32 protein-coding genes are annotated in these 23,860 nt (G+C 52.1%); 3 read left to right on the forward strand and 29 right to left on the reverse strand.

Annotated elements, in window-relative coordinates:
- Positions 1–322: 322 nt before the first annotated feature.
- On the forward strand, positions 323–727 hold the full coding sequence (locus Q31a_RS02355) for a hypothetical protein (protein ID WP_145073430.1): 405 nt from the start codon (positions 323–325) through the stop codon (positions 725–727).
- Here Q31a_RS02355 and Q31a_RS02360 read toward each other — a convergent pair whose 3' ends face one another.
- Complete coding sequence (locus Q31a_RS02360; RefSeq protein ID WP_145073433.1) at positions 728–1,204, reverse strand: hypothetical protein; 477 nt, start codon at positions 1,202–1,204, stop codon at positions 728–730.
- 357 nt (positions 1,205–1,561) lie between these two features.
- On the opposite strand from Q31a_RS02360, the gene Q31a_RS02365 reads away from it, so the two are divergent.
- Complete coding sequence (locus tag Q31a_RS02365; protein ID WP_145073436.1) at positions 1,562–1,864, forward strand: hypothetical protein; 303 nt, start codon at positions 1,562–1,564, stop codon at positions 1,862–1,864.
- A gap of 321 nt (positions 1,865–2,185) precedes the next feature.
- Here the strand turns inward: Q31a_RS02365 and Q31a_RS02370 are convergent, their stop codons facing one another.
- The 24 genes from Q31a_RS02370 to Q31a_RS02480 all read right to left on the reverse strand — a co-directional run bounded on the left by Q31a_RS02370 (position 2,186) and on the right by Q31a_RS02480 (position 19,769).
- Positions 2,186–2,998, reverse strand: coding sequence for a hypothetical protein (locus Q31a_RS02370; RefSeq protein ID WP_145073439.1), 813 nt, complete (start codon positions 2,996–2,998; stop codon positions 2,186–2,188).
- 259 nt (positions 2,999–3,257) lie between these two features.
- The gene (locus tag Q31a_RS02380; RefSeq protein WP_145073442.1) at positions 3,258–3,488 is read right to left on the reverse strand and encodes a hypothetical protein; all 231 of its coding nucleotides are present in this window, start codon (positions 3,486–3,488) and stop codon (positions 3,258–3,260) included.
- 1,025 nt (positions 3,489–4,513) lie between these two features.
- Complete coding sequence (locus Q31a_RS02385) at positions 4,514–4,849, reverse strand: hypothetical protein (RefSeq protein WP_145073445.1); 336 nt, start codon at positions 4,847–4,849, stop codon at positions 4,514–4,516.
- Between the two features lie 182 nt (positions 4,850–5,031).
- Complete coding sequence (locus Q31a_RS02390) at positions 5,032–5,304, reverse strand: hypothetical protein (RefSeq protein ID WP_145073448.1); 273 nt, start codon at positions 5,302–5,304, stop codon at positions 5,032–5,034.
- 339 nt (positions 5,305–5,643) lie between these two features.
- On the reverse strand, positions 5,644–8,040 hold the full coding sequence (locus tag Q31a_RS02395; protein WP_197356063.1) for a S1 family peptidase: 2,397 nt from the start codon (positions 8,038–8,040) through the stop codon (positions 5,644–5,646).
- 236 nt (positions 8,041–8,276) lie between these two features.
- Complete coding sequence (locus Q31a_RS02400; RefSeq protein ID WP_145073454.1) at positions 8,277–8,534, reverse strand: DUF2442 domain-containing protein; 258 nt, start codon at positions 8,532–8,534, stop codon at positions 8,277–8,279.
- Between the two features lie 5 nt (positions 8,535–8,539).
- Complete coding sequence (locus Q31a_RS02405; protein WP_145073457.1) at positions 8,540–8,800, reverse strand: DUF4160 domain-containing protein; 261 nt, start codon at positions 8,798–8,800, stop codon at positions 8,540–8,542.
- 106 nt (positions 8,801–8,906) lie between these two features.
- Positions 8,907–9,365, reverse strand: coding sequence for a hypothetical protein (locus Q31a_RS02410; protein WP_145073460.1), 459 nt, complete (start codon positions 9,363–9,365; stop codon positions 8,907–8,909).
- Between the two features lie 189 nt (positions 9,366–9,554).
- Positions 9,555–9,839, reverse strand: a complete 285-nt coding sequence (locus tag Q31a_RS02415) for a DUF4177 domain-containing protein (protein ID WP_197356065.1) — start codon at positions 9,837–9,839, stop codon at positions 9,555–9,557.
- Positions 9,840–9,970: 131 nt separating this feature from the next.
- Positions 9,971–10,408, reverse strand: coding sequence for a hypothetical protein (locus tag Q31a_RS02420; RefSeq protein ID WP_145073466.1), 438 nt, complete (start codon positions 10,406–10,408; stop codon positions 9,971–9,973).
- A gap of 120 nt (positions 10,409–10,528) precedes the next feature.
- Positions 10,529–10,882: a hypothetical protein gene (locus tag Q31a_RS02425; RefSeq protein WP_145073469.1), complete on the reverse strand. Its 354-nt coding sequence runs from the start codon at positions 10,880–10,882 to the stop codon at positions 10,529–10,531.
- 610 nt (positions 10,883–11,492) lie between these two features.
- Positions 11,493–12,545 (reverse strand): ankyrin repeat domain-containing protein, encoded by a 1,053-nt coding sequence (locus Q31a_RS02430; protein WP_145073471.1) that lies wholly within the window; start codon positions 12,543–12,545, stop codon positions 11,493–11,495.
- Positions 12,546–12,650: 105 nt separating this feature from the next.
- Positions 12,651–13,121 (reverse strand): hypothetical protein, encoded by a 471-nt coding sequence (locus Q31a_RS02435; protein WP_145073474.1) that lies wholly within the window; start codon positions 13,119–13,121, stop codon positions 12,651–12,653.
- 16 nt (positions 13,122–13,137) lie between these two features.
- Positions 13,138–13,302, reverse strand: coding sequence for a hypothetical protein (locus Q31a_RS30665; protein ID WP_231691035.1), 165 nt, complete (start codon positions 13,300–13,302; stop codon positions 13,138–13,140).
- Positions 13,286–14,299: a hypothetical protein gene (locus Q31a_RS31510; protein ID WP_231691036.1), complete on the reverse strand. Its 1,014-nt coding sequence runs from the start codon at positions 14,297–14,299 to the stop codon at positions 13,286–13,288. Before Q31a_RS31510 ends, Q31a_RS30665 begins: the two co-directional genes overlap by 17 nt.
- A gap of 105 nt (positions 14,300–14,404) precedes the next feature.
- Positions 14,405–14,917 carry a DUF4303 domain-containing protein gene (locus Q31a_RS29875; protein ID WP_197356067.1) on the reverse strand — a complete coding sequence of 171 codons (513 nt, stop codon included), beginning with the start codon at positions 14,915–14,917 and terminating at the stop codon, positions 14,405–14,407.
- Between the two features lie 207 nt (positions 14,918–15,124).
- Positions 15,125–15,601 carry a S1C family serine protease gene (locus Q31a_RS02445; RefSeq protein WP_145073477.1) on the reverse strand — a complete coding sequence of 159 codons (477 nt, stop codon included), beginning with the start codon at positions 15,599–15,601 and terminating at the stop codon, positions 15,125–15,127.
- A gap of 115 nt (positions 15,602–15,716) precedes the next feature.
- A complete protein-coding gene (locus tag Q31a_RS02450) occupies positions 15,717–16,238 on the reverse strand; it encodes a DMP19 family protein (RefSeq protein WP_231691037.1) in 522 nt (173 codons plus the stop codon).
- Positions 16,239–16,260: 22 nt separating this feature from the next.
- Positions 16,261–16,890 (reverse strand): hypothetical protein, encoded by a 630-nt coding sequence (locus tag Q31a_RS02455; protein WP_145073482.1) that lies wholly within the window; start codon positions 16,888–16,890, stop codon positions 16,261–16,263.
- Positions 16,891–16,914: 24 nt separating this feature from the next.
- Complete coding sequence (locus Q31a_RS02460) at positions 16,915–17,145, reverse strand: hypothetical protein (protein ID WP_145073484.1); 231 nt, start codon at positions 17,143–17,145, stop codon at positions 16,915–16,917.
- Positions 17,123–17,611 (reverse strand): type II toxin-antitoxin system VapC family toxin, encoded by a 489-nt coding sequence (locus tag Q31a_RS02465; protein ID WP_145073487.1) that lies wholly within the window; start codon positions 17,609–17,611, stop codon positions 17,123–17,125. Before Q31a_RS02465 ends, Q31a_RS02460 begins: the two co-directional genes overlap by 23 nt.
- Positions 17,612–17,668: 57 nt before the next feature.
- Positions 17,669–18,451: a hypothetical protein gene (locus tag Q31a_RS02470; protein ID WP_145073490.1), complete on the reverse strand. Its 783-nt coding sequence runs from the start codon at positions 18,449–18,451 to the stop codon at positions 17,669–17,671.
- 119 nt (positions 18,452–18,570) lie between these two features.
- Positions 18,571–19,140, reverse strand: coding sequence for a hypothetical protein (locus tag Q31a_RS02475; protein ID WP_145073493.1), 570 nt, complete (start codon positions 19,138–19,140; stop codon positions 18,571–18,573).
- Positions 19,141–19,250: 110 nt separating this feature from the next.
- On the reverse strand, positions 19,251–19,769 hold the full coding sequence (locus tag Q31a_RS02480; protein ID WP_145073496.1) for a hypothetical protein: 519 nt from the start codon (positions 19,767–19,769) through the stop codon (positions 19,251–19,253).
- A 223-nt stretch (positions 19,770–19,992) separates the two neighbouring features.
- On the opposite strand from Q31a_RS02480, the gene Q31a_RS02485 reads away from it, so the two are divergent.
- On the forward strand, positions 19,993–21,180 hold the full coding sequence (locus tag Q31a_RS02485; protein WP_197356073.1) for a peroxiredoxin family protein: 1,188 nt from the start codon (positions 19,993–19,995) through the stop codon (positions 21,178–21,180).
- A gap of 37 nt (positions 21,181–21,217) precedes the next feature.
- Here Q31a_RS02485 and Q31a_RS02490 read toward each other — a convergent pair whose 3' ends face one another.
- The 4 genes from Q31a_RS02490 to Q31a_RS02505 all read right to left on the reverse strand — a co-directional run bounded on the left by Q31a_RS02490 (position 21,218) and on the right by Q31a_RS02505 (position 23,235).
- Positions 21,218–21,448, reverse strand: a complete 231-nt coding sequence (locus Q31a_RS02490) for a hypothetical protein (protein ID WP_145073484.1) — start codon at positions 21,446–21,448, stop codon at positions 21,218–21,220.
- Positions 21,426–21,914: a type II toxin-antitoxin system VapC family toxin gene (locus tag Q31a_RS02495; RefSeq protein ID WP_145073487.1), complete on the reverse strand. Its 489-nt coding sequence runs from the start codon at positions 21,912–21,914 to the stop codon at positions 21,426–21,428. Before Q31a_RS02495 ends, Q31a_RS02490 begins: the two co-directional genes overlap by 23 nt.
- Before the next feature lie 73 nt (positions 21,915–21,987).
- Positions 21,988–22,194 (reverse strand): hypothetical protein, encoded by a 207-nt coding sequence (locus Q31a_RS02500; protein ID WP_145073502.1) that lies wholly within the window; start codon positions 22,192–22,194, stop codon positions 21,988–21,990.
- 516 nt (positions 22,195–22,710) lie between these two features.
- Positions 22,711–23,235, reverse strand: a complete 525-nt coding sequence (locus Q31a_RS02505; protein WP_145073505.1) for a hypothetical protein — start codon at positions 23,233–23,235, stop codon at positions 22,711–22,713.
- Positions 23,236–23,860: the final 625 nt, after the last annotated feature.

The raw sequence follows: 23,860 nt of genomic DNA on the forward strand, positions 1-23,860 counted from the left end.
AAGACTCTCCACTTCAATAACCGCGCAAGCCGTTCTCCCGTGCATGTCATGGTTCCCCGCCCCTTCTTCGCGTCTTCATCCAGGTGGAAATCGTCTGTGGACCGTAGACGCGCGTTCTGGAATAGGCCCAGTCGTAATCATCTGGAAGCACGACGCTGCGCCTTCGGTTGCCCGAAGGATACCAGAAGTCGCCATCCGGTTCACGCACTCCGCACGAAAGTGTGGCAAGTTGAAGATCGATATTTGCAGGGTCAGGAACTACGGAAAACTGCCCAGGGGTATCGCAGCATCCATCGGGAGCGTCAAGGAACGGCAGTCGAAAATGCAGTTTCATCGACCGACCCAAAGCGACGGTCACGCTCTCTATTCCAATTCCATCCGATGTGACGCATTCACCGTTCGTGTGTTGGGCAACTGCGTCAGCAAAGAGATCGTCGGTGGTTCGGACGAAGCTATCGTCGGATTGAAAGTCGTCAATCAATGCATAGTTCCAACGTCCGCACGCATCGACGGATTTGAAGCGGTGCAGCCGATCATTGATCGACCGGAAAACAAGGTCAAAGTTTTGGTTGAACGCTGGCTCTCCAGTGTCAGTCGGGGAACGACTCGATTCAGCCAGCCCGAGGAATTGACTCAACGCAAGGCAAACCGGCTGACCGAGGGCTTGGCTGCAAGCGGTTGTTCGGCGATTGTACACGTGCAAGCTTCGTTTGCGATTCGAGGTTGATCAAAACGAGGGCAAGTCGATTCCCAATGCGTTGAGAATGAAGCCAATCAACAGAATGAGAATAATGGCCGCTGCCAACAAGAGAAAATACTGGAACACAATTGCCGCCAAGCCAATCGTAACGGCTGAGGCCGACATTCTAGTGTCTTCGTGGCGAGTAAAGCCAACGACACCAAGGCACATCCCAAGTAACCCGATGCCAATTGTCGTTAGAGGATACCAGCGTCGAATACTAGGCGTTTTGTCGTCCTTTGGTTTTGCTACAAACTCTTGCCCCTTCGCTTTTGCCACAAGTTGATCTTTGATGTTTACCGCTACATCGACTGCTACCGCATCGATGGTCTTGGTTGGCGGAGAGATGGAGTCCACTATCCAAGGCGATATGACCGCAGCGACCAAGGCAATGAATCCAATGGTCAGCCCGGACGTCGACCAAGATGCCGATCTACTTGCAACTGGGGGGGGCCCTTCTGTCATGAGGCGTGCCTTTGCGACGAACACTAAAGATTACCGAGCCGACGAGCGACGTCACTCACGATCGATGTCCTAAAGATGCTGATTAGACAGATTCAGCTACAATCTGTCAAAGATATTCTAGTCGATTAGATTCTCAAAGCCAAACGCTCGGACAAACCAGCGTCGCGTGCAGCGGATTGTTGTCCGACGAGTTTCGGGATTAGTGGATCGACGTCACGGCTTTCTGTTTCAGATACTGTCGATGAATCAGTTGGGTGAATGCAGTAAAGGCGCGCGTACCTTGGGTCGCTAGGAAACGCATCGTCGTCCCAAAGGTGACACTCTAGCATGCCGATTATTCCATCGTCGATGAACAAAATGAATCCGCATCCATACTCTAGTTCCTCTACCGTCTGCACAAACGTCGCCGATGACGATTCGTCTTCGCGGCTGGAGTCGGGAAATGCCGTCACCCACGGCAAAAGTAGTAAAGAAGCCAATCCCAGTGTGCTCGCGACTAGAAACGCCTATGCTGCTGAATTGTCCGCGCAACGTTTCCAGTACCGGGTGCTCGCCAGCAAGAAGCGTTTGAATGACTTGGCGTTCGATCGGTTCAAGTACAAGCATTGGCTTAGTCGGATAACGGCACGCGTCACTGGGAACGCGCGAATAGGTTTCTAACGGAAAAATCGCTCAATTCGCGTACTCCGGTGGACGCGATGGTTGCCCGCCATCGCCACGCCGGATCGCGTCTGGGTTTTGGTGGATTTCAAATGCGTATTGAGCCCATCTCTGTACGGGCTGTTGAAATAAATAGTAACCCACCGCGTGAGCAAGGAAAGATAACCTCCGCTACAAGTCCATTAAGGATGCTACCTCCGCAATAAAATTCAAATTGCGATTAAATCAACAGCCCGTGTAGCTCGGGAATGCTCCCTTCCGCAATTGGAGTCAACGTCTTTAACACCACATTTTCGGGATGGTCCCCAGAAGCCAATGCATTCATGGATGGATGCGAGGATCGTCAGGTGGACCAACCATCCGCGGTTGATAGTCTTTAAACGTTTCGTCCCGTAAGAAAATTATGTCGAGGAGTCGTGGTAGCGGCGACAATGAGATTGCCAGGCTGTCTTTACTCGCGATTTCAATGTTGTGAGGGGAAACGAATCCGACACCCTCGTTTGAAGGCAGTTCAAAAACCGGCTGATAATTGACGAGCCGCATTTTGTGCTTAATCGAACCCTTGATTGGCGTCCCTATGCCGACCTCTTCGACAATATACGTGTGGGCGGGTAGAGAATGCTGGCCGAATCCAACTCCGCAAATTTCATCAACATGAGGTGTGGCACGTTCCCATCGTTCTTTCGAAGTCCAAACTTCTTGATGGAACGAAACATTGCCGAAATACGTTCCGATCATTTTGTCTTGTTGAGTTGCGTTGATGACATACGCACTAACCATGCCATCTTCGGCCGAGCGCCAATCAACGTAAATTGAGAGTTTCTGCGAGGCAACAACGATATCCTTTGGCAGGTCCGTCACCGGCCTCGGTGCCCAACGGTCAGCTTCAGCAGTGGCACCGCAAAGTAACAAGAGGGAGAGAAAACAAATTCGCATCGAGTTTTTGTTTTGAGTTAGCGTGAAACAACGCACCAACGATGACCGCGTACAAGTCGTAGCGACGCCGTCAAACTCTGAAACGGATTCTTCGGTCGGATAATGCCGGGGATAACCCAGTCCGAACAGGAGATTAAACGGTGAGTAAAGACGATGTTGAGGACTTGGGTGCATCCCATGGTTATCCGCGTTCTGCAAGAATCGAACGGTGAAATCCAGGATCCATACGGCAGCTTAGGATCGCATAGACCATCGCCACGGAAGACTCGATACGGTAGTAAATCGCAAACGGAAAAGCCTTGGCGAATTTACATAGCACCCCATATTGAATGGCGTGAATGCCTGCTTCCCGTTCAAGATCGGCCAAATCGGTTTCAAGCGAGTCAAGAAAGTGGTCACCCCACCCCGCACTTTTGTCGTTGAAATAAGCAGCAGCCGAAACGAGGTCATGGACGCTTCAGGTCGAAGATTGACGTTCATTTACCCTCCGTCTAACCTCGCTCATCGCTTCACTAAGCGGCAATGACGGTTCAAGGGGCGGATTGTTCAGGCGGTCGGCTAGCACCTGCCCGTGCCAGTGGGGTGGCGTGTATGTACTGACGTCTCGCTCGATCGACAACCAAAGCAGTTCAAACGCAATACGTTTGTCTTCTTGGGATAGGCTAGCAATCATTGATTCGACGGTCATCGCTCTTCCTCCACACCTATTTTATCACTGGAGTTGGCCGTGTCGCAACAGAGCTACTATCGAAGCAATTGCAGTCGGAGAGCCGGCATCACCCTTGATTATCCGTTTGCGAGCGCCCAGCACAGTGTGGGACATAGCAGTCTAGTACCGAGTATATGCATATATTCGTTACGCCAGCAAATCCACTGTAGAAGAGACCGAAGATTGAAGTTTCGACCACATTACCCCACTCCTCCCCGACAAAATAAAAATTCGAGCGACCGCTAAATATCTCGACGTATGAGGCAACGCCAAAGAACAGAACCGATCCCCAAAAGGTAAACGATAGTATTCCACAACAAGAATGTTCGTGCGGCCAGCTTTTAAAATTTCGAAGGTACAACCCAATCACCACTGGCATTGGGATAGTGAGAACGACAAACATACCAAAAGTCGGCTGCAGAGCAATGTGCATGCTGTAAGCAACCAAGGCAGTCATCGTGAAGTAGTCAGCGAGTGATAATCGCATTGCTTTTTTGTACCGTGGCTCGCAGCATTTCGGTCGGATAAACGAATAGCAATCTATCCCAACTGGGAGCGCAGCGAGCACGGAGGGTTAGATTGTCCGTTGAGCTGAGACGCTTCGCTCGACGGGGCCTATGCGGATAGTATTGAGCGGGCGTCTGATGCGAGTCAGTTTAGCCTAGTCGGAGATGGCTTGGCAAGCAGTTCGTTGAGCTGCCGGGCAGTCGCGTTGAGAATTTAGCGACACTAGGGGCTCTTTTGTCGTTGATTTGTCGACCAGTGCGCAGCGGTTGGCCGTTAATGCGTATGCATCGGTGCAAGATACTGTAATGATGTCGTAGCATGAGCAAATTTGACTGGCTCGGCGATTTGGGTTGATGGCGTGGTTATTTGGCCTTGTCTTGATGCGTCAGACGAAGCTTTGCATGGAAATGGTAATCTGCAAATGCAATGCATCTCATGTAGTGTGGGCCGTGGCAATTGTACAGTGAACGGTAATTGCCTCCTCGAAAGGCGTCGAGTTAATTGTCACAGTCTCGCTTTTGGCCACAGATGCGATTCCACAGCAACAACGCAACTATGACGCTCGCCACGCCGCCGCATACCCCGAAGCTCGCACTCCAATTCCATTGAGCAAGCGGTTCATGTTTTTGTATTTCGATAACTTCTACGCCATAGTACCAGGAAAACGCCGCACCTCCCGCTGTACATCCACCAATCATCCCCAAAGGGGTTGCGATCGCAATGATCATGCATCCTCCCACGCCAGAAGCCATTCCACTATCGTAATCTTCGGATGGGGTTTGTCGAGCATCCGTTGTGTTAGCATTGGCCAAAGCCTTTTTGTCGTCGGTCATTGTTCTACAGTCTATTGCTCAGCGCGTTCGGCGAATTCTGCATGAGCTGTACTAAATGTTGGCTCTAAGAACTGCCAGTAGCCAAATAACGTCGCCCGTCAGCGAGCCGGGAAAGTTGAGTATCCATTTGAAAAACGCCGCAAGCCCGGCTCCATTGCACGGGTTAATTATCCGATAGCCTGTCAGTGCTTTTCCGGAATGCATTCTAGCTTGGCTCGCAATCCTCCGCGAACACGCTTACCCTTCGGTGCCCACTCATTAACAAGCGTCAGCCGAAGTTCAGAAACAGCAAGGCTCTTTTCAGGGTTGAAGTCCAAACAGGTAAGCTTGCCGCCTCCCGAATAAACAACGCCTTCAATTACGAATTGCGTTTCGTCGAACATGTTGTCCTGGTAGTCGAGATCGAAAACATACTCGACAAAGCTCTCTGAGCCTTTAAATGAACGGTAACGCATGCCGTAAACGGAAAACGCAACGTCATCGTCGTCGACGATATGCGTTCAGGCTTGGATTGATCCCAAATTGCCCTGCATGCTTTTACCGCGAAGGTTTCGTCCCCGAGCTTAAAGAAGCCGCCGTAAGGCTTCGTGTCCGTCAGTTAGTGACTCCCGTTTGAAGCGGCTTCGAGGTGCCGCAAACATCTTCATCAGTCGGATTCCGTCTGGCATAACCGGGTCGCCGCGGTTGATGCTCCATTTGAAAACTCGCGATCGGCGGCTCCGCGTGCATTCCATTGTTATCCGTTGTCATGCCCTGCTGCTTAAGAGACCTGACCCGTTATCTTCGTTGTCCCGTTATCTTCCTTTCGAGTTTGCCTCGGCCATCAGCTGCTTGGTCACACGAGCAATGACGCGACTCGGTAGCACGGACGTCGGGCCACGTTGTGTTTCGGTACGGCCTCGACTGGCGATCGCGATGCCACGAATGCGACCTTCCACGTCAATGACGGGGCAGCCGACCTCGTGCAGGAGAAGTTGGATATCAGTATCGAAGACTGCATTGAAGCCGGATCGCCTCGGTGAGTCGTGCTTGCCTATCATCCAAGAGTTTTCCACGCTCGCACGTGGTAAAGGTGTTCGCACTTCCATGGGCGCTCCCTTTCGAAGAAGTGCGATTGATACCAAATCACCGGTGCAGTAGTCTTTAAAATTGGATGCTAATATTTGAGTTAATCTTGCAATGTTCGGAGTTGCGTGGGCGTTGATGGAAACGATGATGTCGTTGCGTTCAAGCTTTGTTCCTTCGGTACTCAGGTTGATTTTGTTTCGCCATCCGCCACCCAAACGAATAATCTTCACTCCATCTTGCGTATCGACGGTGGAGTCACCCGTCCAAGCGGGTTCGGGTGGGATCGCACGCGTTTGGATAGAGACGATTCCCGGTTGAAGAACTTGATCAGGACCAACTCCGCAGAGGATTTGCATCATGGATGGTGGCTCATTGTCGGAAAATTCGACGTCCACAAGGCCGACGACTTCAATCTTCAACAAGGCGAGGTCATTCTCTTGTGACTCTGCCCGTTTGTCGGCGTCGACGATTGACCCGTCGGCCAATCGGCAACTCACCTCCCCGTCCAGAGCGCTCGCCTTGGTGAGAATCCATCCGCCAGCGTCAACGATGGTTCCGATGCTGACAGGCTTGGAATCAACCAGTACTTCCACGACCGACTGGGCAACTGCCTTGCTCTGAGCGACGAATCGCCTTCGAAGCGGATGAGGCAATCCAGTCGCGGTGTCAATCGACTCAACCTGTTTCAAATCATCCCATTGCACCTTGGCGACTTCCGATCGGACACCTCCGGCAAGATTGTTTAGTACGGCGACGTACTGACCATTTTGGTTAAAGATTCCGCCTCCGGACATTCCACCGTTTCCATTGAAGTATTCCGTAACCAGTTCGGGACTCCACAGAAAATAGCTCGGTATTTTTACGGCGGTCGAGTTGATGAGAGGTGTTCGGGCCGTCGAAAATTGACGGCTTGGTCCATCGATAGCCGGATAGCCGCAGGCAACCAGTGGATCTCCCGGATTCAATGACGACGTATCGGCGATCTCCGCGAATGGCCAGGAGCCTGTTGACGTGATCTTTACGAGTCCAACATCTGAAATCGGATTCGTACCTAGCGTGACTGCGTCAAGATCGCGCCCGTCCGATAGGCAGACTGTCACTCGCTCTCCCGGCAACTGAGAAGTATGTCCGCACGTCAGGATGTACCCGTCCTCCGATACAATTACCCCGCTCCAACGGTCGTAGTGTACTCCGTCATATGCGAGTCGATCTTTCGATATCAGCCGCACAGTCGATTCCTTTGCAATTTCTTTTGCCTTCGAGATTTTGGCATCAGCCATTGAGGCGGGTGTTTTGACTGGCCCAAGTACATCCTCCGTCTTTCTCCCTCGAAGCATCTCAGGGTGGTCTCCGGCGTTAATGCGGTAGATGGAGTCCGGATTGGGCGGATATCGAATCCAATCGAGATTCTTTCCAGCAAAAAGTTCATCGCGATTGGCAAGAAACTTCTCCACTGCAGTCACGTAGCTCTGGTCGTTGACGCGACCGGTGTCAATGCCGAGTAAACGGCCGTCCATGTCAATGACGGCAGCATCCTCGAAAAAACCCGGAAAACAGGTTGTTGTGAACCAGCGGTTTGGCACGCTACGGTCAATGAACCCGAACCTTGCCGTCGGTGACGAATCAAATTTCGTATCGCCGCGCGGTGTGTAACCGATCACCAGACAAGGTTCTCCGGCCTTTAAATCTTTGGTCGACCCCAATTGGATCGCCTTTAACGAGCCCTCTTCTTTGATCTTCATAACGCCGAGATTCCATTCCACCGACCAACCCGCAGGCTTTGCGGTGACGGTTCGGCCATCGATCAAATGGACTTTCACCTCATCCGATCTGGCACCACCCCTCACCACAATATGCCCGTCAGACGATACGATGACGCCGGTCTTGTTTACCTTGTCAGCCGTTTCGATCCGCACGATCGACTCGCTGACTTTCTGGTAGAGTTTTGGCAAGCCTTCTAAAGAGGACTCCATCGCAACAGATACTAACGTCGTCTTTTCTCTTGTGCCTTTGCGTATCGCATCGTCAGCTTGCACCGACGCCGTGGTGAGAGAGGTTACCGCAGCGAGCAGCAGGAGTCCCAAACAGGAAGGGAGTCGAAAGTTAACGCTGTTAATTTCCATGGGACTGCTTCGTTGCGTACTGTGGTCGAAAGTGCTGCTAGGAATTAAGGGTTGCGATATACTCTGCGTGCCCATCGTACCACCGATGAATAACGCTATCGCCCTCAAGCACGACACTATCATCGCGATGGTGACTCGCGTTCGTCTTCCGCCGGATAACGGTAGGGTTGACCGGGTGCGAACGGACGATTGACCATCTGGAAACCCAATGTTGAGCACTCCGGTCCAACCGATGGTTACCCGCCGACCTCTTGCTCGACCTGAATCAACGATCGTATCGCCTCGGGCGCAAGGTCCGCACCGTTTGGCCAGCAAACCGTTTTGCATACCGGGTCTAACGCAAATTTCGCAAATGCTGTGGGGTCTAGCAAGGGTAAAAAGACCGGACCAGTAAGCAACGGTCTTAAGTCAACCGTCGCGGAGCAGCCGTCATTGAATCGGACCGAGAGGGAAGAGGGGCCGGCAAGTTCGGCTTCGAGAATGTGTAGAATCATCGGTATCAGTCCAGCGGTTCGATAGGCAGCAACGGTTGTTGAGATTCGGCAAGTGCCCAGTCGGCCAGAAGCTCGTCGCGATGGAGTTCACGCCATTCGGCAACAAGTTTGCCAGCTCGTCGTGGCAGGCTTCCTTCCAGTATAGCACCACTGCGAATGTCGATCACCGCTTCCGAGTCACCGTATATCGCGTGAAAATACGGAGGATTGTGGTCGCGGTAGTAGATGTAAACGGCGATGCCGTAGAATTCGGAAATGCGTGGCATCGCTCAGCCAAGTAAGTGTCGTAGGATTTCAGTCGGGTAACGGCAACCATAACCCAGTCGCCGAGGTTGATTATTTAGAAACAACGACGCCACCGGCGACTTGGGTTCATGGTATGGTTCCATCCGTTTCTTGCATATATCGCGGCCAAATTTCTTCGGCCTCGTAAGCGTCGCAGGGAAAATCCGGCTCTAGCGCTGCTCGAAGCCAAAAAGCGTTGAAGTCAAGATTCGGGTTGATCATCCGAGTGCGAACATCGGGAGGATGAGTTACACCAGACTCGGAATAGTATTCCCAGAATTCGTCGTGATTCACGATAAACATCATGCCTGTTGCCAGTTCAGTAGCAATGTGGTCGCCGCTCGGTCCGTATGCCAAGTTCAGGTAGCCCGAATCACAGAAAACCCCGTACGGTTCGCCGGTGTTGTGATATATGAGTTCTGCCACCGAGGAGAATTCGAACGGACCAAGTGCAACAGGCTGTACCGTGTAAGCCTGCACTAATTCCTCTTGGAGCCAAGCAGGAACACCCTTTTCGGTGAGAAAGTCGGCAATTTCCCGACTCATTTCGCCGGACTTGATGTTCGAGTGAAGGCTAAGGATAAGGTCTTTCAGCATCTTGTTTCAAAGGATGGAACGGCGGAAATCACCAAGTTCCGTGGTTGATTGGGTGTTCAAAATCGATTGGCCAACGGAACTTCGGTGGATTTCTTAGTTCGTCCGCTTGGCCGAAAGGAATCTATGATGACGGAAGGCTTAACGAGGTCGTTTCAATACGATCACGATTTGGTCCGAGTTCTTCGCGGGACTATGGAAGTATGGCTGGACGAGCACTCCGTCATACTGCCACCCTCGATTTGCGTGCTTGTTTAGCTCATCTGCGTAGTTATCCATATTTGCATTCAAGTTGAGAGTCATGTATTCCCATCGTGCCGACGCATCTTGTGGTTGGGCATTCGCTTGTGGGAAGAAAACATACCCACAAAGTAAGAGAGTAGACAGGACAGTCGGTACAGTCATCGATGCCAATCTGTTGCGCATCACGTTACTCCTTTGAAGCTTTGAATGTTGGATAGTGATGATCTTATAAGGACGAACGGTAGAAATCACGGGGAACGGGCGAACGACTTGCAAGCAAACGAGAAAACGGACCACCCGTTCTCCCGTGCATTTCATGGTTCGCCACCCGGTCTCGTTCCATCATCGGAAGGCATTTCGTCTTCTGGAACCACCATGCAGGTGTATTCGGTCATGCCCTTTGACGCATGACATGTCATAGACCATCGAAGCAATACCGCATTAGTCGTTTTTCCATTGACGGTCAGAGTTGCGTATCCCTTCATGCCGGGAGATTGATTGAAGTATACCAGTTCACGACCCTCAACCCACACACCGGTTCCCGTGTGGGCGGTGGGAATGTCAATATCGGTGTTGACCCATGCATTTGTGCGAAACTTGGTGCCGGACGGAAGCGTGATGATCCCCTCGTACTTGCACTCAAAACGGGTGTTACGCCAAAGCTTGTTGGTTGTGTAAACCGAATACGCTGAGATCAACAACGCAAACACGGCAGTCGCGAGCAGTAACGATCGTACGCTGTATCGCTTCATGCAAATCCTGTTGGCGAACGTTTGCGATAACTTAGCGACGAGATTCATCATACAAGCAGACCAGCAGTCGTTGCTTCGTCGCTTAGGTGCATCGCTTGGTTATTCCGCGTTTCCGTACGTTTATGTGTCAATCGGAGGTATAAGTATCGCAAAGTCTGAACGACGAACTAGCCGCAAATCGTCAAAATGGACGACTAAAGATCCATACTCCGCCTTCACGGAAAGTTTTAGTCTCGTGCCTACACTATCTAGCGTGCCAGCAATCCAGACAGCTGGAAATTCATCAAATGTTCCCTTGTAATCGGTGGCATTTGTTAGCAAGAGAACGTATTCATCGAGCGTGATAATCACTCGCCCACCTGTTCGCTGCACGTTTTCGATAACCATATCGTGAAATGAGTATCGCTTCCAGAATGCATCTAGCAGTTCGGCGTTGCTTACCTTGTTGTTCTCCCTGCGTCTGTTTCGTGGCATCGAATTAAGGATTCGCGGTGAGATGAGTTGAGCGGGACAACGGTGCCGATCACTCCGTCGGCGAGGTTGATTTGGTGGTAAATCTGGCTAAATGTCGCCGACTGCCGTGCATCGGATTGTTCTCGGGCCTGGATCGCTAGGGCCAGGAGTTTCGGTCCGACCGTGGTCATTATAGCAAACGTGATTTAGGATCAATCAGGACCGCCTGGGATTGCATCGAGTCATCCGGGCGAGTCTGGGCAATCCTGCAGGGCTGCGACCGGACCTTCCCTGACCGAACGACTCAGCACCTGCATGGAGCGTCGATGGTTTTAGTACGGTTGGACTTTCCCGAAGCAATCGCATTCGAGCGGATGGGAAAAGTGCTTCCATTGCCTAAAGACTGTTTGATCTTCGTTCAGTCTTCCTGGCTAGCATGTCCGTATGGCAACACGTTTTCACGTCTAGACTTCGTTCCTCTCGGTGACTACTGGGCAACCGAAATAGACTCAATGACCGAGCAGTTCTTTGCATCTGAGAACGCCCCAAATCACCCGGCGGCGACGAGAGATTGTCCATTTCAAATCGCCCGACTACGCCGCTCGGGTGCATGTTGCGGTTATGCCTACGGTCAGGTCCGTGAACCCCGCCGCAATAGATTGACGATCGTCTGCCGCTCTCGCGAGCGTTTGTCCACGATATCCTGGGCAATTTTTCCCGATTTATCTATGATGGTTGCGTCCGCTCCATGTTCTAGAAGTATTTCTACGGACTTGCGTTTGCCAAGGTGCGCCGCGCGAATTAACGCGGTTGAAGCAAAGTAGCTGTCGCAAACACGATTGACGTTGACACCTTCATTCAAGAGCAATTCCAAACATTTGGGATTACCTGCCGCTTGAATCAGAAGAGAGTTGCCCTTCACATCTGTCGTTTCCGGCGGCACCCCTGCCTTTAACAACAGCCTCAGCAGCTTTGGGTCATTGAAATTCCCATACGGGTACTCGTGGTTGCCGAGCAGGCTTAAATCATTCCCACATGCTTCCAATTCCACTTTGATCTGATCGAATAATTGATCGCGTTCGGGTTTCGCCAGAAGACGAAGGAGTTTCTTTAGATTCGGTCGCTCCTGCTTGTCGGGAGTCGCGACGGTGCCTGTTACTTTAACAGTTGACCTCCTCGATGCACCTGTCCTGGACGGAGCAGAGCCCATCTTCTCGACCATTTTTGCAGCAGTGGAAATTCGTTGCTCGTTCCCCTTCTTGGTCGACGCCTTCGGCCGCCACGCCGTTCCTTCAGTCTGCGTGCACTTTGATCTCAGTGGAAACCGCAGTTCCACGGCAAGGCCGGTTGAAGCGGAAAGTTCATTAAAGCATCCAGCGCCGATCCCGTCCGTGAGTTGTCCCGCAAAATCCTCCCGTAATGCGCTGAGCTCTTTGCGAGACAGCCGTCGTTGGCTATCGACCTCAACAGCAATAGTGAGGTGACCTTTCTCATCCAGGACCAAGCGTGGGTGCCCGCCACGCATTGCGCATTCCTCAGCGAAGGCCAGTTCGGCGTAATTCAGCACGGAGTCAGAATAACATGCGAGGCCATCGAGTTTTCGTGTGAGCGGTTCGGATGAGACGATTGCACCGTCGTGATCGGCCAATTGAGCCTGCAAAGAGTTCAACGTCTTGTATCGCATTTCATTGACCACGTTTTAGTGGCATAACGTCACCCGTCACCGAGTACGGACGATCGAGTTTCCATTTGTAAAACCGCGCAAGCCGTACTTCGGTGCACGGGATGGTTATCGCAATCTGTCCAGTACGGTTGGCCATACAACGACGATGGCGAATGCTACGCATATGGCAAGGCCCCAGAGCATTGCGCCGTACAGCAGTGCGACACCAAACGACCACCAGATTGTACAGGAAATAACGACCATCGCCAGGATCGCATACGGCGTTATGAAAGCAGTAACACGTGAAAACCGTGTATGCCTATCTGCCTCCAGCAGCGCCAATGGTGGCCCGCAAATCAGGATGCCAAATGTCAGAGCCATTGCGTTGAAGAACCAGTGCGCGTAATCGAAGCGGTAAGCAACGTGACCGCGACGATCAACGTAGAGTTCATTCTTGCAGTTGCGGTTGTAAAAGCCGATGAATTCGTCGCGAAGATCCCATTGGTCAACGCACGACTGATGGCACGCGGCGTCGTCGAGGACGGCAAATCGCAGGTCGTCGATGCCCCACTTCGTCATGGCGAATGTGTCGCGCATGGGATCGGCGATTGATTCACCGCAAAGAGCGCACGGCATTCCAGCGTTTACCAACGCCACGGGAATTCTCCATCTCTGCGATAACGGCAACCATCACCGAGTGGCCGCCAAAAAAGTCTCGAACGCCGAGGGCCGCTGATCGGCCACTGCGGTGCATGGTGGTGTTAGCGCTTTCGGTCATGTTCGTCGATTTCCGCAAACGACTTGTACTTGAGCGTTACTCGCGTCCGTTCTTTTGTTCTTTCACTCATTCCTAATCGCAGCATGTCTTTTGCAGGGTTGCGAAAGAGTAAGATGAATTGCTGGTCCTCATGGATCGGTCTCTCCGTAGTTGAATTCCATTCTGATGATCCTAGGGCGGTTTTGTAATATGAGGTGATCTCATCAACGCTTCCCGCGGCGACCAGCTCAAGGTGATTTTCGTCAGACTGATACAGAATCGATTCCGAATTGGGAGGCACCGGCAAGTCAGCTGGCATTTGGGTAGTCCAGTAGGCAATCCTGGTTAGCCCTGGCTGCCGCAAGCTTGCGACTGACGCGGTTAGTAGCACAGCGTTCTTCTTCATATCCATCACATCACCTCTAGTGCCATACGGTTGCCACCCTTGTTCTATCAGCAGCGCACGAACTGACTCTCTCGTCTCGTTAACGTTGGTCGTGGCCTCAGAGTCCGCGACGTTATAGGCTGTTTTAATGTATTTTGCGTCGCCAGGTACCGGCAACTTGCTGGTATTGACGTTGCCATTGTTTTGCAACTTCACCACGGCCTTTCCTCGTTCATCATGCATCTGAACAGTCACATAAAGATGAAATCCTGAACGAGTGAATTGCCCGTCTCCGTCGGGTAGCTCCTGCCACTGCCGCTCCAGCAGATTGCGGCGTTGAAACTCATACTCGCTTCTCACATCAAACGATTTCAGACCAACCACATATTCCAAGCGCGCGACAGATCTGGCATGTATTGCTAAAACGTTTGGCAGGATTGGAAAAGTCGAGAGATCGATTGCTTTAGCTGCTTCCGCCACAGACGCGGGCTTTCTCAACTCCTGGTCCGTGGTTTTCGGTTCGCCCTTTGCACTTTCCTGAAGGTGCGGAGTGTTCGGAGGTACTTCGTGCGTGCACGAAACTGAAGTACACACCAGGCCCATAAAAAGTACTGCTAGGAAAGCTGATTTCATTTCTATGCTCGATAACGACTGCGGTCACCCAGTCGCGGCGAAAGATTTTCCATTGTCAAACCGGCCGATTCCGCGACTTAGGTGCATCGCTTGGTTCGTCGGTCTTTACGTGTTTCGTCCGAACGTAGTTAGTACGTGTGAGTGAAGGTCCGGGGAGTTCAGCTTTTCGGACGTTGCAATGATCATGGATTCATCGCCTCCAACGTCCCACATTGTAACAAACCGATCGGTCGATCGCGGACCGAATATGCCTTCGCGTTCGAGGTCAATTAGGACTTTCAGTATCGCCTCGTAGGCCGCGCTGGGTTCGATGCAATCGTCTCCCCAAAGGCGATTGGAGATTTCGGCCACCAGCGAGTTGAAACCGTCGTCAAAGAAGATGGTCCCAAACGAGTTCCATTCGGGTGGAAAGTATGATGCGAGGCCCAAAGAATCGGTTGGGCGGTCGCGGAGTTCCGATGTCAATTGGTACGCTGGGATTATGTGTTCGAAGGTTGATGGGGCACAAACTGCATAGCCACATACGTCATCGAATTCATGTGTAAGGTCAACGTAGTGTGACGCAATCGCATCGCGCAATTCGCTATGGAGCTTCGATAAGAGTTCTACGTTGTTCAATTGTTTCCTTTCGACGAACGTTACGGATCAGGCGGCACGCGCAGACGACGTTGCCATCACCAAACAGCCGATTCGCGTGCTCGCCTGCATCCGATGGTTCGCCGCCGAGTAGCTGAGCCAGGTCAACTACCACGCTTAACGAATCACCGTCATACCGAGCACAACGACTACCAGCTACGTGGACAAGCCTGCCTCTACCCGTGTGTTTCACTGACCTGAGCCATCTTCCAATTCCAATTCGGGCAACGCACGCAGTTCCTCGAATTCGCCCCGTCTTCGAAGTGCCAGTATCGAGCCAAAATCACATAGTCGAACATCCAAGCCCAATTCGGTGCCAGACCGAATGGCGCGGATTACTACTCGATCGCCAGGTTGAGTTGTTTGAATCCAGGCAAAAAATTGCTCGACGGAGTCAACGTCCATTTCGTCGATCGCAATAATCTCGTCCGCCGCCTGTATCCCCGATTGAAACGCTGGACCGTTAACCAGCACGTCTCCTACCATTAGTTCGTTTGGCGCCTCGCTGAGAGAAACGCCCAGCATTCCGTGTCGAGGAGGAGTACCTTGCACAATGGCAACGGGACCACCAACGTAACGCGGCTCCCGCGTCGCGTTGTGGTAGATTGCATAGGTAAATCCGAGAGCCAGCATTAGGAAGCCAGCGACTAGGAGGTGATGTTTCATGAAACTACAGTCGGCGAACGTCCACAATCACCCGGCGGCGACGAGAGATTGTCCATTTGAAAAAACGCCCGACTTCGCCGCTCGGGTGCAGTGGTTTGTGCGCCGCCCCTTGTGGTCACTCGGCAGAGTAGTGGCGTACCCACGTGGCAAGATTGCTCCACACCTGTTCGTCGCCACAGACGCAATCGTTCCAACCATCGACTTCAAACTCGTCTTCGTTGTAGTGATTCTCGATGTATTGGCGACGTGAGTCGATGTCCTTTTCGGGGTTTTTGACCCCGAACGACGCCGCTGCGTCCCGAATTGCTTGGGCTGCCTCCAATCTGTCAATGCGTTCGTAAGCATCTGCGTAAATTGAATATGGGGGAGTGCGGGGCCAGTCGTTCTCGAAGAAGTAGACGAGCCCACCATTGTCAATCACGCCTTGTGCAGCATAGATGATAGCGACGGTGCGGTAAGGCTCATCAACCTTGGAGAGAACATCATCCGCAGCATCCATCTTCTGAAACGCGATGTCGCTCATTTTCTCGAGCAACGTGTCGTCATCCATAGATGCCATGTTGATCGTAACCTCGGGACTCCCGCATCCGGTAACCAATACGCTCAGAGTCAGCTGCAAGACAATGTGTCGGTACATACGTTGGTCTGGTCGGCGAACGTCACCGATCACCCGGTCCGCGCGGAAGATCTTCCATTTCCAATTCGCCCCGACTCGCGGACGCGGGTGCATCGGAGTGTGCTGCCTTCTTTTCGGATAGTCTTGCCATCGCGGGCTGAAGCATGAAATTCATGTAGGCGTCCCAAACACGAGGCGACACGACAACTCGCCACTCCCCGCTATGCTTCACGCAGGTTAGCACATCGCGCGACTTCTCGGAAAGATTCGGCATGCCGTTCACACGATAGACAACATGGGCGAGCGAGTCACCCTCGGCGACCGACCCGAGAATAGTTCGCACAACCGGATTGTCTTCTTCCGTCTCTGTAGGTTCGCACATGTACTCCGCAAACGCTTGTACGGGTGACATTGTTTCGATTTCCGCTGAGCTGGGCACCCGTTCAAAGATCATCTCGAAGAAATCGCTGTCACCGCTGCGGTGAAGCATCGGTGATGCCGCAAGTATGGATTTCCCAATTCGCGTGGCACTTGGTTCGTGCACGATGTCAACCAGTACATTCTTGTCGGATTTTGCCAGCGCGGCGAAATAGGCGTTGGCGGCAGCTTCCGGCGATTGCGCAGCAGCGACTGTCGACATCGAAAGGCAGAGGACGAGTGGTGCGATCTTCATATCTCTTTGGCAGAACGGTGACGATCAGCGGGCGGCGGGAGTTGAGTCACCATTGCCAGAAACGTCGCCTCCGCCGCTCCGTTGCATCGTTTGGTTCGTCGTCTCTGCTTGCCAAATAGGTCGGCCAGACGCTTTTGCACGGCGGTCAGCGTCCGCAGCTATTGCCGCAATGTCGCCGCCGAATCGGTCAGATATTTCGCGTCGGATGCGATGGATTTCTTCAATTGGCGTTTCAGCCGTCGATTTCTGAATCATCTCCAAGCAACTCCTCTGGTGTGCAAATCACCGGAATGGGAACCCCAGCGTCGGTGAGAACCTGATGGATACGGGGCAAGATTTTCGCGTTTGCAATGTGCTTGCAGTTCCAGGTCAATAAGTATTGTATTCGATGATGAGCTACCGTGGCGATGTGCAACGCGTCAACCTGCGCTTTTGGAGGCAGAATCGCCCGAGTCATGATCTCGTTTGCAATTTGCGTGATTTGGGGAGCATTTGGAAGTAATGGAATCCCAGCCAGTGCCTGCACGCGTTCTGCGGCTAATGTAGGGTTCCCGGCCGACGCCTCGTCGAGCACGTATTGCGACACAACGAGTTCGTAGTTGGTTCGCTCGGTGTCCCACCATTTGCTCGTCAATAGTTGGCGCGCCGCCATCACCACCTGAGAGCTCGGGCGTTGCCGGAGATAGCTAACGATAGATGTTTCAATGTAGACGGTGTTCATCGCGTTAGTCTATCAGATCGACGAACGTCCCGCCGTCACCGGGCGGCGCGAGTAAAACTAACCATCAGGAAACTCGCTGACGCCGCTCCGGTGCACGGACTGGTTCCCCGAATCGTCCTGCATGTCCCTGTCCGATCGAATCACCCAGCAATCGGTGTTGGCCGTCGATCTACGAACACCAAGATAGCGAAACGCAGTCGACCCGGGGCCGCGAAAAGGCAAAAAGTTCATGTGTGATGGGAGCGTCGGAAGGTTACCCCAGACAAGAAAGCTAGACCAATCAATTGCAAATACGACGGAACGAGGATTTGTCAGGGATGTGTAAAATACCGGAGCAATCCGTCGCCAAACGGAGCCTTCGTCCGCAGCTTTGAATTCGCTTGCGTTCGGATGCCAAGCGATCCAGTCGCCGTCGTTCTCGTATTGTGCGAGATCAAAGGTGTTGGCCAGATCATTGGTAGCAGCGATCCGTTCTGCAATGGGCGTGAGTTCGTGAACAAATCCGTCAATTTTTCGGCGGTATCGATATGCAGCAATTGCAAACGGCCAGGGTATAAGGGTGACCGCGAGCACCACCAGTGATGTCCAGGCGAATGCAAGCGGACGTCCAAGATCGTTTGCGCTAATCAAAAGCGCGTCCGCGGCAAAACCAAGCGTCAAGACGATTGCAGCGAGCAAAGCGAAAAGACGCCAGCCACAGCGAAACATAATGTCCCACGCTTTCATATCGATGGCAGCGCGAAAGGCTCGCCCATAAACGAGGAATGCCTCTTGCATCCACGGATCGCACGCGACCCAGATGTAGCAAAGGACGATCATCAACGTCAGGAACGGGAGCATCTTATTTCAGTCGGGGAACGCTGGGATTAACGCGGTTCCGTCGCATGACATTGAACCGCAAAGTTGATTGGCCAACGGAACTCGCGTTCAATCCGTGGTTACACCGGATCTTGAATAGATTACGGACTGCGTCGCACGTTGATTGTTTTTGGTGTTGCTCTCTTTTGATGACTCAGGCGGCCATAAACGAAGAGAATGAGAATAGCAAATGGAACATAGAATGGTAATAATCCGAATCGCAAGAACAGCGGCGGCAATAGAAGGCGATTCACTTCCATAAGTTGAATTGTCGGCTGGTAGTTGTTCGGCACGTGGTTTACAAGTCTTCCGTCTCGAAATTGAAGGTACACTCCGCCTCCATGTGGTTCGTCAAAGCAATACAGTTCATCCCCTGCTTCCATTTTCGCAAGTTTATCGTTCAATAGGGTGATTAATGAAGGACTTACCCTAGTAAACCCCTCTAGATTTAGAATCTTACCGTTTTCGGACGGCCCCAAATCGACAATGCTCTGTGGAGTGATCTTACTCGATCCTGAGTAAAGAGCCGCGACACTGTCAAACGAGGTTCCTGGTTCGAGTTTGGCAAGTTTGTCGGCACCAACGAATCCGGCGTATTTGGATTCGTACCAGTGGTCATAGATCGATGCACAGCAGCAGTACAGCGCAACAATCGCAGTGAGAAGAATCATCGTTCGCATCGAGAACTGAGAGGTCAATTTCGGATCTCCGCAAAATGCTACCGGTGTAACGGCGGCGGTAACCGATGCCGCCGGGTTTGATGATGATGTACGTAACGGCACTACCGGCGGCTTCGGTTCACCGCTTGGTTCGCCAAGTCTTCCAGTTTCCATAAGTATGACTGGAGGTAGAATTTGAGCAAAGCGAAGTATCCTTTGTTTGCAGCATGGGTTCGCCAGAATCGGCGCAATTCGGAGAGCAGGTCAGCGTATGGTGTAAAGGGATGCACAACGGTAATGGTCGCATACTGATAGTCTGCCGAGATTTCGCATCGAGCTGCTGCCTGGGATGTGCCAACCTTTAGCTGTTTTTGCTTGGCTGAGCCGGGGGAAACGTCGAAGATCATTTGTAGGTGTTTGAGAATTGGATCCCGCGCACATTCAGGCGGAGAAGGGAACTCAAAGGCTTGTTCATCAATGATCTCAGCGACGCGAAATTCCCCGTCTACTGTTCGATATTCCAAACGCTTAGCGTTGTGTTGAAGTATCATCAAGATTAGCAATTCGGTCATGGCGTATTCCACACCAAACGATTCAGAGTCGAATGTTCTACTTGGATCGAGCGTGTATGCGGATTCCATAGGGCTGACTTATTTGGCGAACGGTAGGAATCACCCGGTCGCCGAGTGAGATATTGAGGTAAAGCTTGATCAGCTCGGCGACTCGGTGTGCATTCCCTGGTTCGCCATGTGATTCTTTTCACAAGCTAAATTATTGACGAAGCACTGTACTTGTGTAATAGTACGGGCATACACCAAAACGACTCTCGGTATGTCTTCGTCATTCAAGCATTGGAGAACTCTAATGAAAGCGTCCCAGATCAAATTTATCCTAGTCAGCATATTCTATCTCCCAATAGGGACGCAATGCTGGGCACAAGATCAGAAAACAACTTCAAACGAGCCCAAGACGTTGAAAGTTGGCTCTACCGCCCCGCACATCGACGCTGAGTTTTGTTTTCGCAAGAACGAGGTCAACTCTCTTAAGATAGAGCAATACAACCGGGACACGATCTATGTGGTCGAGTTTTGGGCCACCTGGTGTCCGCCATGTATTGCAGCGATGCCGCTTATGGAAGACATTCAAAACGAGTTTGCAGATCGAGGGGTTCAGTTGATTAGCTTGAGCAACGAATCGAGAGAGAAACTGGATGAGTTCTTGGCGAAGGAGGTACCGGGTATTTCGGGGAAGACCTATTTGGATATCGCTGAGGTCTATGCGATTGCATGTGATCCTGATCAGAGCGTTTACAAAGAGTATATGGCGGCCAGTGGAAATTTTTCGATCCCAAAGATCTTCATCATTGGCAAAGATGGCCGAGTGGAATGGATCGGCGAGCACGGCGGACTAAGAAGTACCCTAGAGGAAATTTTGACTGGGAGATGGGATCGAGCGGGATTCGCGAGGAAATATGAAGTTAAGCAGGATGTTAGTTTAGCAATCCGACGAATGTCGGAGTTCCGCCAAAAACACGCAGAAGATCCAGATGTGGTAATTGCGGAAATTGACAAAGAACTGGCCAAGATTGGACCCGTAGACGAACCTCTGATTCAGATCCTCAGAGGATTTCGAATCCAAACACTAGTCAATTGCGGAAGGTTCGATGAAGCGGACCGTTCGATACGTGAAGGATTCACAAACGCAAGTGGTAACCTTGAGGCTGTTGGTATTCTAGCGTCAATCCTACCCCAGCTACCCGAAATTGAAAAAATCGATCGCAAGTCGATTGTAGAACTTGCGGTGAGTGAATTGGAAAATGCTTCACCAACGGAAACGCTCAGCCATGCAATGCAAGAATTGAACATATCTATGGAGTCGCAATTAAAATTGCAAGAGGCACGCTTGTACGTGTGGGCCGGGCTTGTTCGCCGTGCAGAGGAAGCTGCGGAGCTCGCTCGAAGACTAGCCGTTGGAACTTCCACGGAATCGATTGCCGAAGCGTACTTTCAGGAAGTACAGAAGATCCGAGACAATCGCGAAGCTGGGCGATGAACCCGGGGTCATGTCTTAACATGGCGAACGGTGACGATCAGCGGGCGGCGGGAGTTGAGTCACCATTGCCAGAAACGTCGCCTCCGCCGCTCCGTTGCATCGTTTGGTTCGTCGTCTCTGCTTGCCAAATAGGTCGGCCAGACGCTTTTGCACGGCGGTCAGCGTCCGCAGCTATTGCCGCAATGTCGCCGCCGAATCGGTCAGATATTTCGCGTCGGATGCGATGGATTTCTTCAATTGGCGTTTCAGCCGTCGATTTCTGAATCATCTCCAAGCAACTCCTCTGGTGTGCAAATCACCGGAATGGGAACCCCAGCGTCGGTGAGAACCTGATGGATACGGGGCAAGATTTTCGCGTTTGCAATGTGCTTGCAGTTCCAGGTCAATAAGTATTGTATTCGATGATGAGCTACCGTGGCGATGTGCAACGCGTCAACCTGCGCTTTTGGAGGCAGAATCGCCCGAGTCATGATCTCGTTTGCAATTTGCGTGATTTGGGGAGCATTTGGAAGTAATGGAATCCCAGCCAGTGCCTGCACGCGTTCTGCGGCTAATGTAGGATTCCCGGCCGACGCCTCGTCGAGCACGTATTGCGACACAACGAGTTCGTAGTTGGTTCGCTCGGTGTCCCACCATTTGCTCGTCAATAGTTGGCGCGCCGCCATCACCACCTGAGAGCTCGGGCGTTGCCGGAGATAGCTAACGATAGATGTTTCAATGTAGACGGTGTTCATCGCGTTAGTCTATCAGATCGACGAACGGCTGGCGTTCAGCGAGCCGCCGGGTTTGAGTTATTAGCAAATCGGACTAGCTCGGCGGCTTCGTTGCAACGCTTGGTTCGTCCTCTGTTTCCTTCTTTCCGTATTCAAGTGAAAGCAGAGCATTGCGTTGCCCAGCCCATTCGATGATCTTTTCTGGCGGCGAGTAATCGTCATAGTAACCTCCAGATCCGTAGCCGTTGCCGTTTGGCTCTTTGAGTGATGCAATCACGCCTGAATCCTCGGAAAAGGACAAACGTTAATCCTGTTGATCAGGACAGTGACAGAAGCACCAGACGCCGTTGGGACCGCTGCAACAGAGATTTCCGAGCTGTGCGAGCACGAGTGCGGAGACCAATAGGAACCAAATTCAGCCTCCGTCCCGTCCAAATTCCAGCGAAGGACATGAGGCTCACCAGTCTTGATTTCTAATGTGTATACCAAGGCAGCCGAGGGATCGGTGCGTAGCACGCAATGGATATCGACGCAGCCTGCGGGCGTGTTTGCTTCAAATCTTGGGTGAGTATATTGTTCAATCCTAAGCTGCTCTTCGAGAGATTTATATCGGCCAAGCAGATAAGAATACCCCAAGAGACAAGCGACAAACGCCGTAAACAGAAAGATGGTTCCCAGGTTGGATTTCACGTGAGCATGCAATGTTTTCGGGAATCCATATGAGGACGAACGACGGCGTTCAGCGAGCCGCCGTAGTTGATTGTTTAGTACGCTAGACCTGCTCGGCGGCTTCGTTGCAACGCATGGTTCTGTCCCGTCAGTCCGCTAGTGGCCGACACCGCTGGATGTAGCCGGACGGTATCTCACGCCACCATTGGCTGCGCCAAACGCCGATTTGCTCATACGGGGCTGTCGGCTGAAGTTCACATAGCCTAGCGTCTTTCAGCACCCAGTCCAATTCGTAGCCAATCAAAATCGTTGCGTTCCGTCGGTAAATGCAGGACAAGGTAGTGTGCCAGTAATAGTCCGTTCCCATTTCGGGATGCTCAAAGTTAAGGATCGCGCGCCAAAGCTCAGCTCCGGCCAATGTGAAGTCGAATTGACCAACAAGCGGTAATCCATCGGTTGGGCCCCGTCCGTGACGTGAAGCGATGTAAGTGGCAATTGAGCGCTGGATCGAAAGATCGATCACGTAGGTAAGGCCACGACGACATAACGATCGAATGGCCTCAGCACATTCGGCCAAAGACGGAAGCAGCAGCTCCGTGTGGTCGAGTAATTTGATTGCATGCCGGGGGGCAGCCTCAAAGGGGCGACCTTCGTAATGGATCAGGTGAAGCATGACGTATTCAGCCATGCTAATACGGAATTCAGTTAGCGTACGCTGAATCGATTCAACATTTCCCAATTGGTGAGCGGCTTATGCATTGCCGCAATGTGCATTTAGGGACAGAACGGTGCCGATCACTCCGTCGGCGAGGTTGATTTGGTGGTAAATCTGGCTAAATGTCGCCGACTGCCGTGCATCGGCTTGTTCTCGGGCCTGGATCGCTAGGGCCAGGAGTTTCGGTCCGACCGTGCTCATTATAGCAAACGTGATTTAGGATCAATCAGGACCGCCTGGAATTGCATCGAGTCATCCGGGCGAGTCTGGGCAATCCTGCAGGGCTGCGACCGGACCTTCCCTGACCGAACGAATTAGCACCTGCATGGAGCGTCGATGGTTTTAGTACGGTTGGACTTTCCCGAAGCAATCGCATTCGAGCGGATGGGAAAAGTGCTTCCATTGCCCAAAGACTGCTTGAGCTTCGTTCAGTCTTCCTGGCTAGCATGTCCGTCTGGCAATACGTTTTCACGCCTAGACTTCGTTCCTCTCGGTGACTACTAGGCAACCGAAATAGACTCAATGTCCGAGCCTCACATTGAATCCGAGAACGGCAGTGTTCACGGTGTTCCGGGAGTTGATT

Source organism: Aureliella helgolandensis, from assembly GCF_007752135.1.
Lineage (GTDB): Bacteria > Planctomycetota > Planctomycetia > Pirellulales > Pirellulaceae > Aureliella > Aureliella helgolandensis.

Bases quoted from the DNA above. Each gene is read 5' to 3' on its own strand.
- Q31a_RS02355 (WP_145073430.1), top strand. From the start codon at position 323: ATGCAGTTTCATCGACCGACCCAAAGCGACGGTCACGCTCTCTATTCC.
- Q31a_RS02360 (WP_145073433.1), bottom strand. From the start codon at position 1,204: ATGACAGAAGGGCCCCCCCCAGTTGCAAGTAGATCGGCATCTTGGTCG.
- Q31a_RS02365 (WP_145073436.1), top strand. From the start codon at position 1,562: ATGAATCCGCATCCATACTCTAGTTCCTCTACCGTCTGCACAAACGTC.
- Q31a_RS02380 (WP_145073442.1), bottom strand. From the start codon at position 3,488: ATGACCGTCGAATCAATGATTGCTAGCCTATCCCAAGAAGACAAACGT.
- Q31a_RS02385 (WP_145073445.1), bottom strand. From the start codon at position 4,849: ATGACCGACGACAAAAAGGCTTTGGCCAATGCTAACACAACGGATGCT.
- Q31a_RS02390 (WP_145073448.1), bottom strand. From the start codon at position 5,304: ATGCGTTACCGTTCATTTAAAGGCTCAGAGAGCTTTGTCGAGTATGTT.
- Q31a_RS02395 (WP_197356063.1), bottom strand. From the start codon at position 8,040: ATGGAAATTAACAGCGTTAACTTTCGACTCCCTTCCTGTTTGGGACTC.
- Q31a_RS02400 (WP_145073454.1), bottom strand. From the start codon at position 8,534: ATGATTCTACACATTCTCGAAGCCGAACTTGCCGGCCCCTCTTCCCTC.
- Q31a_RS02405 (WP_145073457.1), bottom strand. From the start codon at position 8,800: ATGCCACGCATTTCCGAATTCTACGGCATCGCCGTTTACATCTACTAC.
- Q31a_RS02410 (WP_145073460.1), bottom strand. From the start codon at position 9,365: ATGAGTCGGGAAATTGCCGACTTTCTCACCGAAAAGGGTGTTCCTGCT.
- Q31a_RS02415 (WP_197356065.1), bottom strand. From the start codon at position 9,839: ATGCGCAACAGATTGGCATCGATGACTGTACCGACTGTCCTGTCTACT.
- Q31a_RS02420 (WP_145073466.1), bottom strand. From the start codon at position 10,408: ATGAAGCGATACAGCGTACGATCGTTACTGCTCGCGACTGCCGTGTTT.
- Q31a_RS02425 (WP_145073469.1), bottom strand. From the start codon at position 10,882: ATGCCACGAAACAGACGCAGGGAGAACAACAAGGTAAGCAACGCCGAA.
- Q31a_RS02430 (WP_145073471.1), bottom strand. From the start codon at position 12,545: ATGCGATACAAGACGTTGAACTCTTTGCAGGCTCAATTGGCCGATCAC.
- Q31a_RS02435 (WP_145073474.1), bottom strand. From the start codon at position 13,121: ATGCGCGACACATTCGCCATGACGAAGTGGGGCATCGACGACCTGCGA.
- Q31a_RS30665 (WP_231691035.1), bottom strand. From the start codon at position 13,302: ATGACCGAAAGCGCTAACACCACCATGCACCGCAGTGGCCGATCAGCG.
- Q31a_RS31510 (WP_231691036.1), bottom strand. From the start codon at position 14,299: ATGAAATCAGCTTTCCTAGCAGTACTTTTTATGGGCCTGGTGTGTACT.
- Q31a_RS02445 (WP_145073477.1), bottom strand. From the start codon at position 15,601: ATGAAACATCACCTCCTAGTCGCTGGCTTCCTAATGCTGGCTCTCGGA.
- Q31a_RS02450 (WP_231691037.1), bottom strand. From the start codon at position 16,238: ATGTACCGACACATTGTCTTGCAGCTGACTCTGAGCGTATTGGTTACC.
- Q31a_RS02455 (WP_145073482.1), bottom strand. From the start codon at position 16,890: ATGAAGATCGCACCACTCGTCCTCTGCCTTTCGATGTCGACAGTCGCT.
- Q31a_RS02460 (WP_145073484.1), bottom strand. From the start codon at position 17,145: ATGATTCAGAAATCGACGGCTGAAACGCCAATTGAAGAAATCCATCGC.
- Q31a_RS02465 (WP_145073487.1), bottom strand. From the start codon at position 17,611: ATGAACACCGTCTACATTGAAACATCTATCGTTAGCTATCTCCGGCAA.
- Q31a_RS02470 (WP_145073490.1), bottom strand. From the start codon at position 18,451: ATGCTCCCGTTCCTGACGTTGATGATCGTCCTTTGCTACATCTGGGTC.
- Q31a_RS02475 (WP_145073493.1), bottom strand. From the start codon at position 19,140: ATGATTCTTCTCACTGCGATTGTTGCGCTGTACTGCTGCTGTGCATCG.
- Q31a_RS02480 (WP_145073496.1), bottom strand. From the start codon at position 19,769: ATGGAATCCGCATACACGCTCGATCCAAGTAGAACATTCGACTCTGAA.
- Q31a_RS02485 (WP_197356073.1), top strand. From the start codon at position 19,993: ATGAAAGCGTCCCAGATCAAATTTATCCTAGTCAGCATATTCTATCTC.
- Q31a_RS02490 (WP_145073484.1), bottom strand. From the start codon at position 21,448: ATGATTCAGAAATCGACGGCTGAAACGCCAATTGAAGAAATCCATCGC.
- Q31a_RS02495 (WP_145073487.1), bottom strand. From the start codon at position 21,914: ATGAACACCGTCTACATTGAAACATCTATCGTTAGCTATCTCCGGCAA.
- Q31a_RS02505 (WP_145073505.1), bottom strand. From the start codon at position 23,235: ATGCTTCACCTGATCCATTACGAAGGTCGCCCCTTTGAGGCTGCCCCC.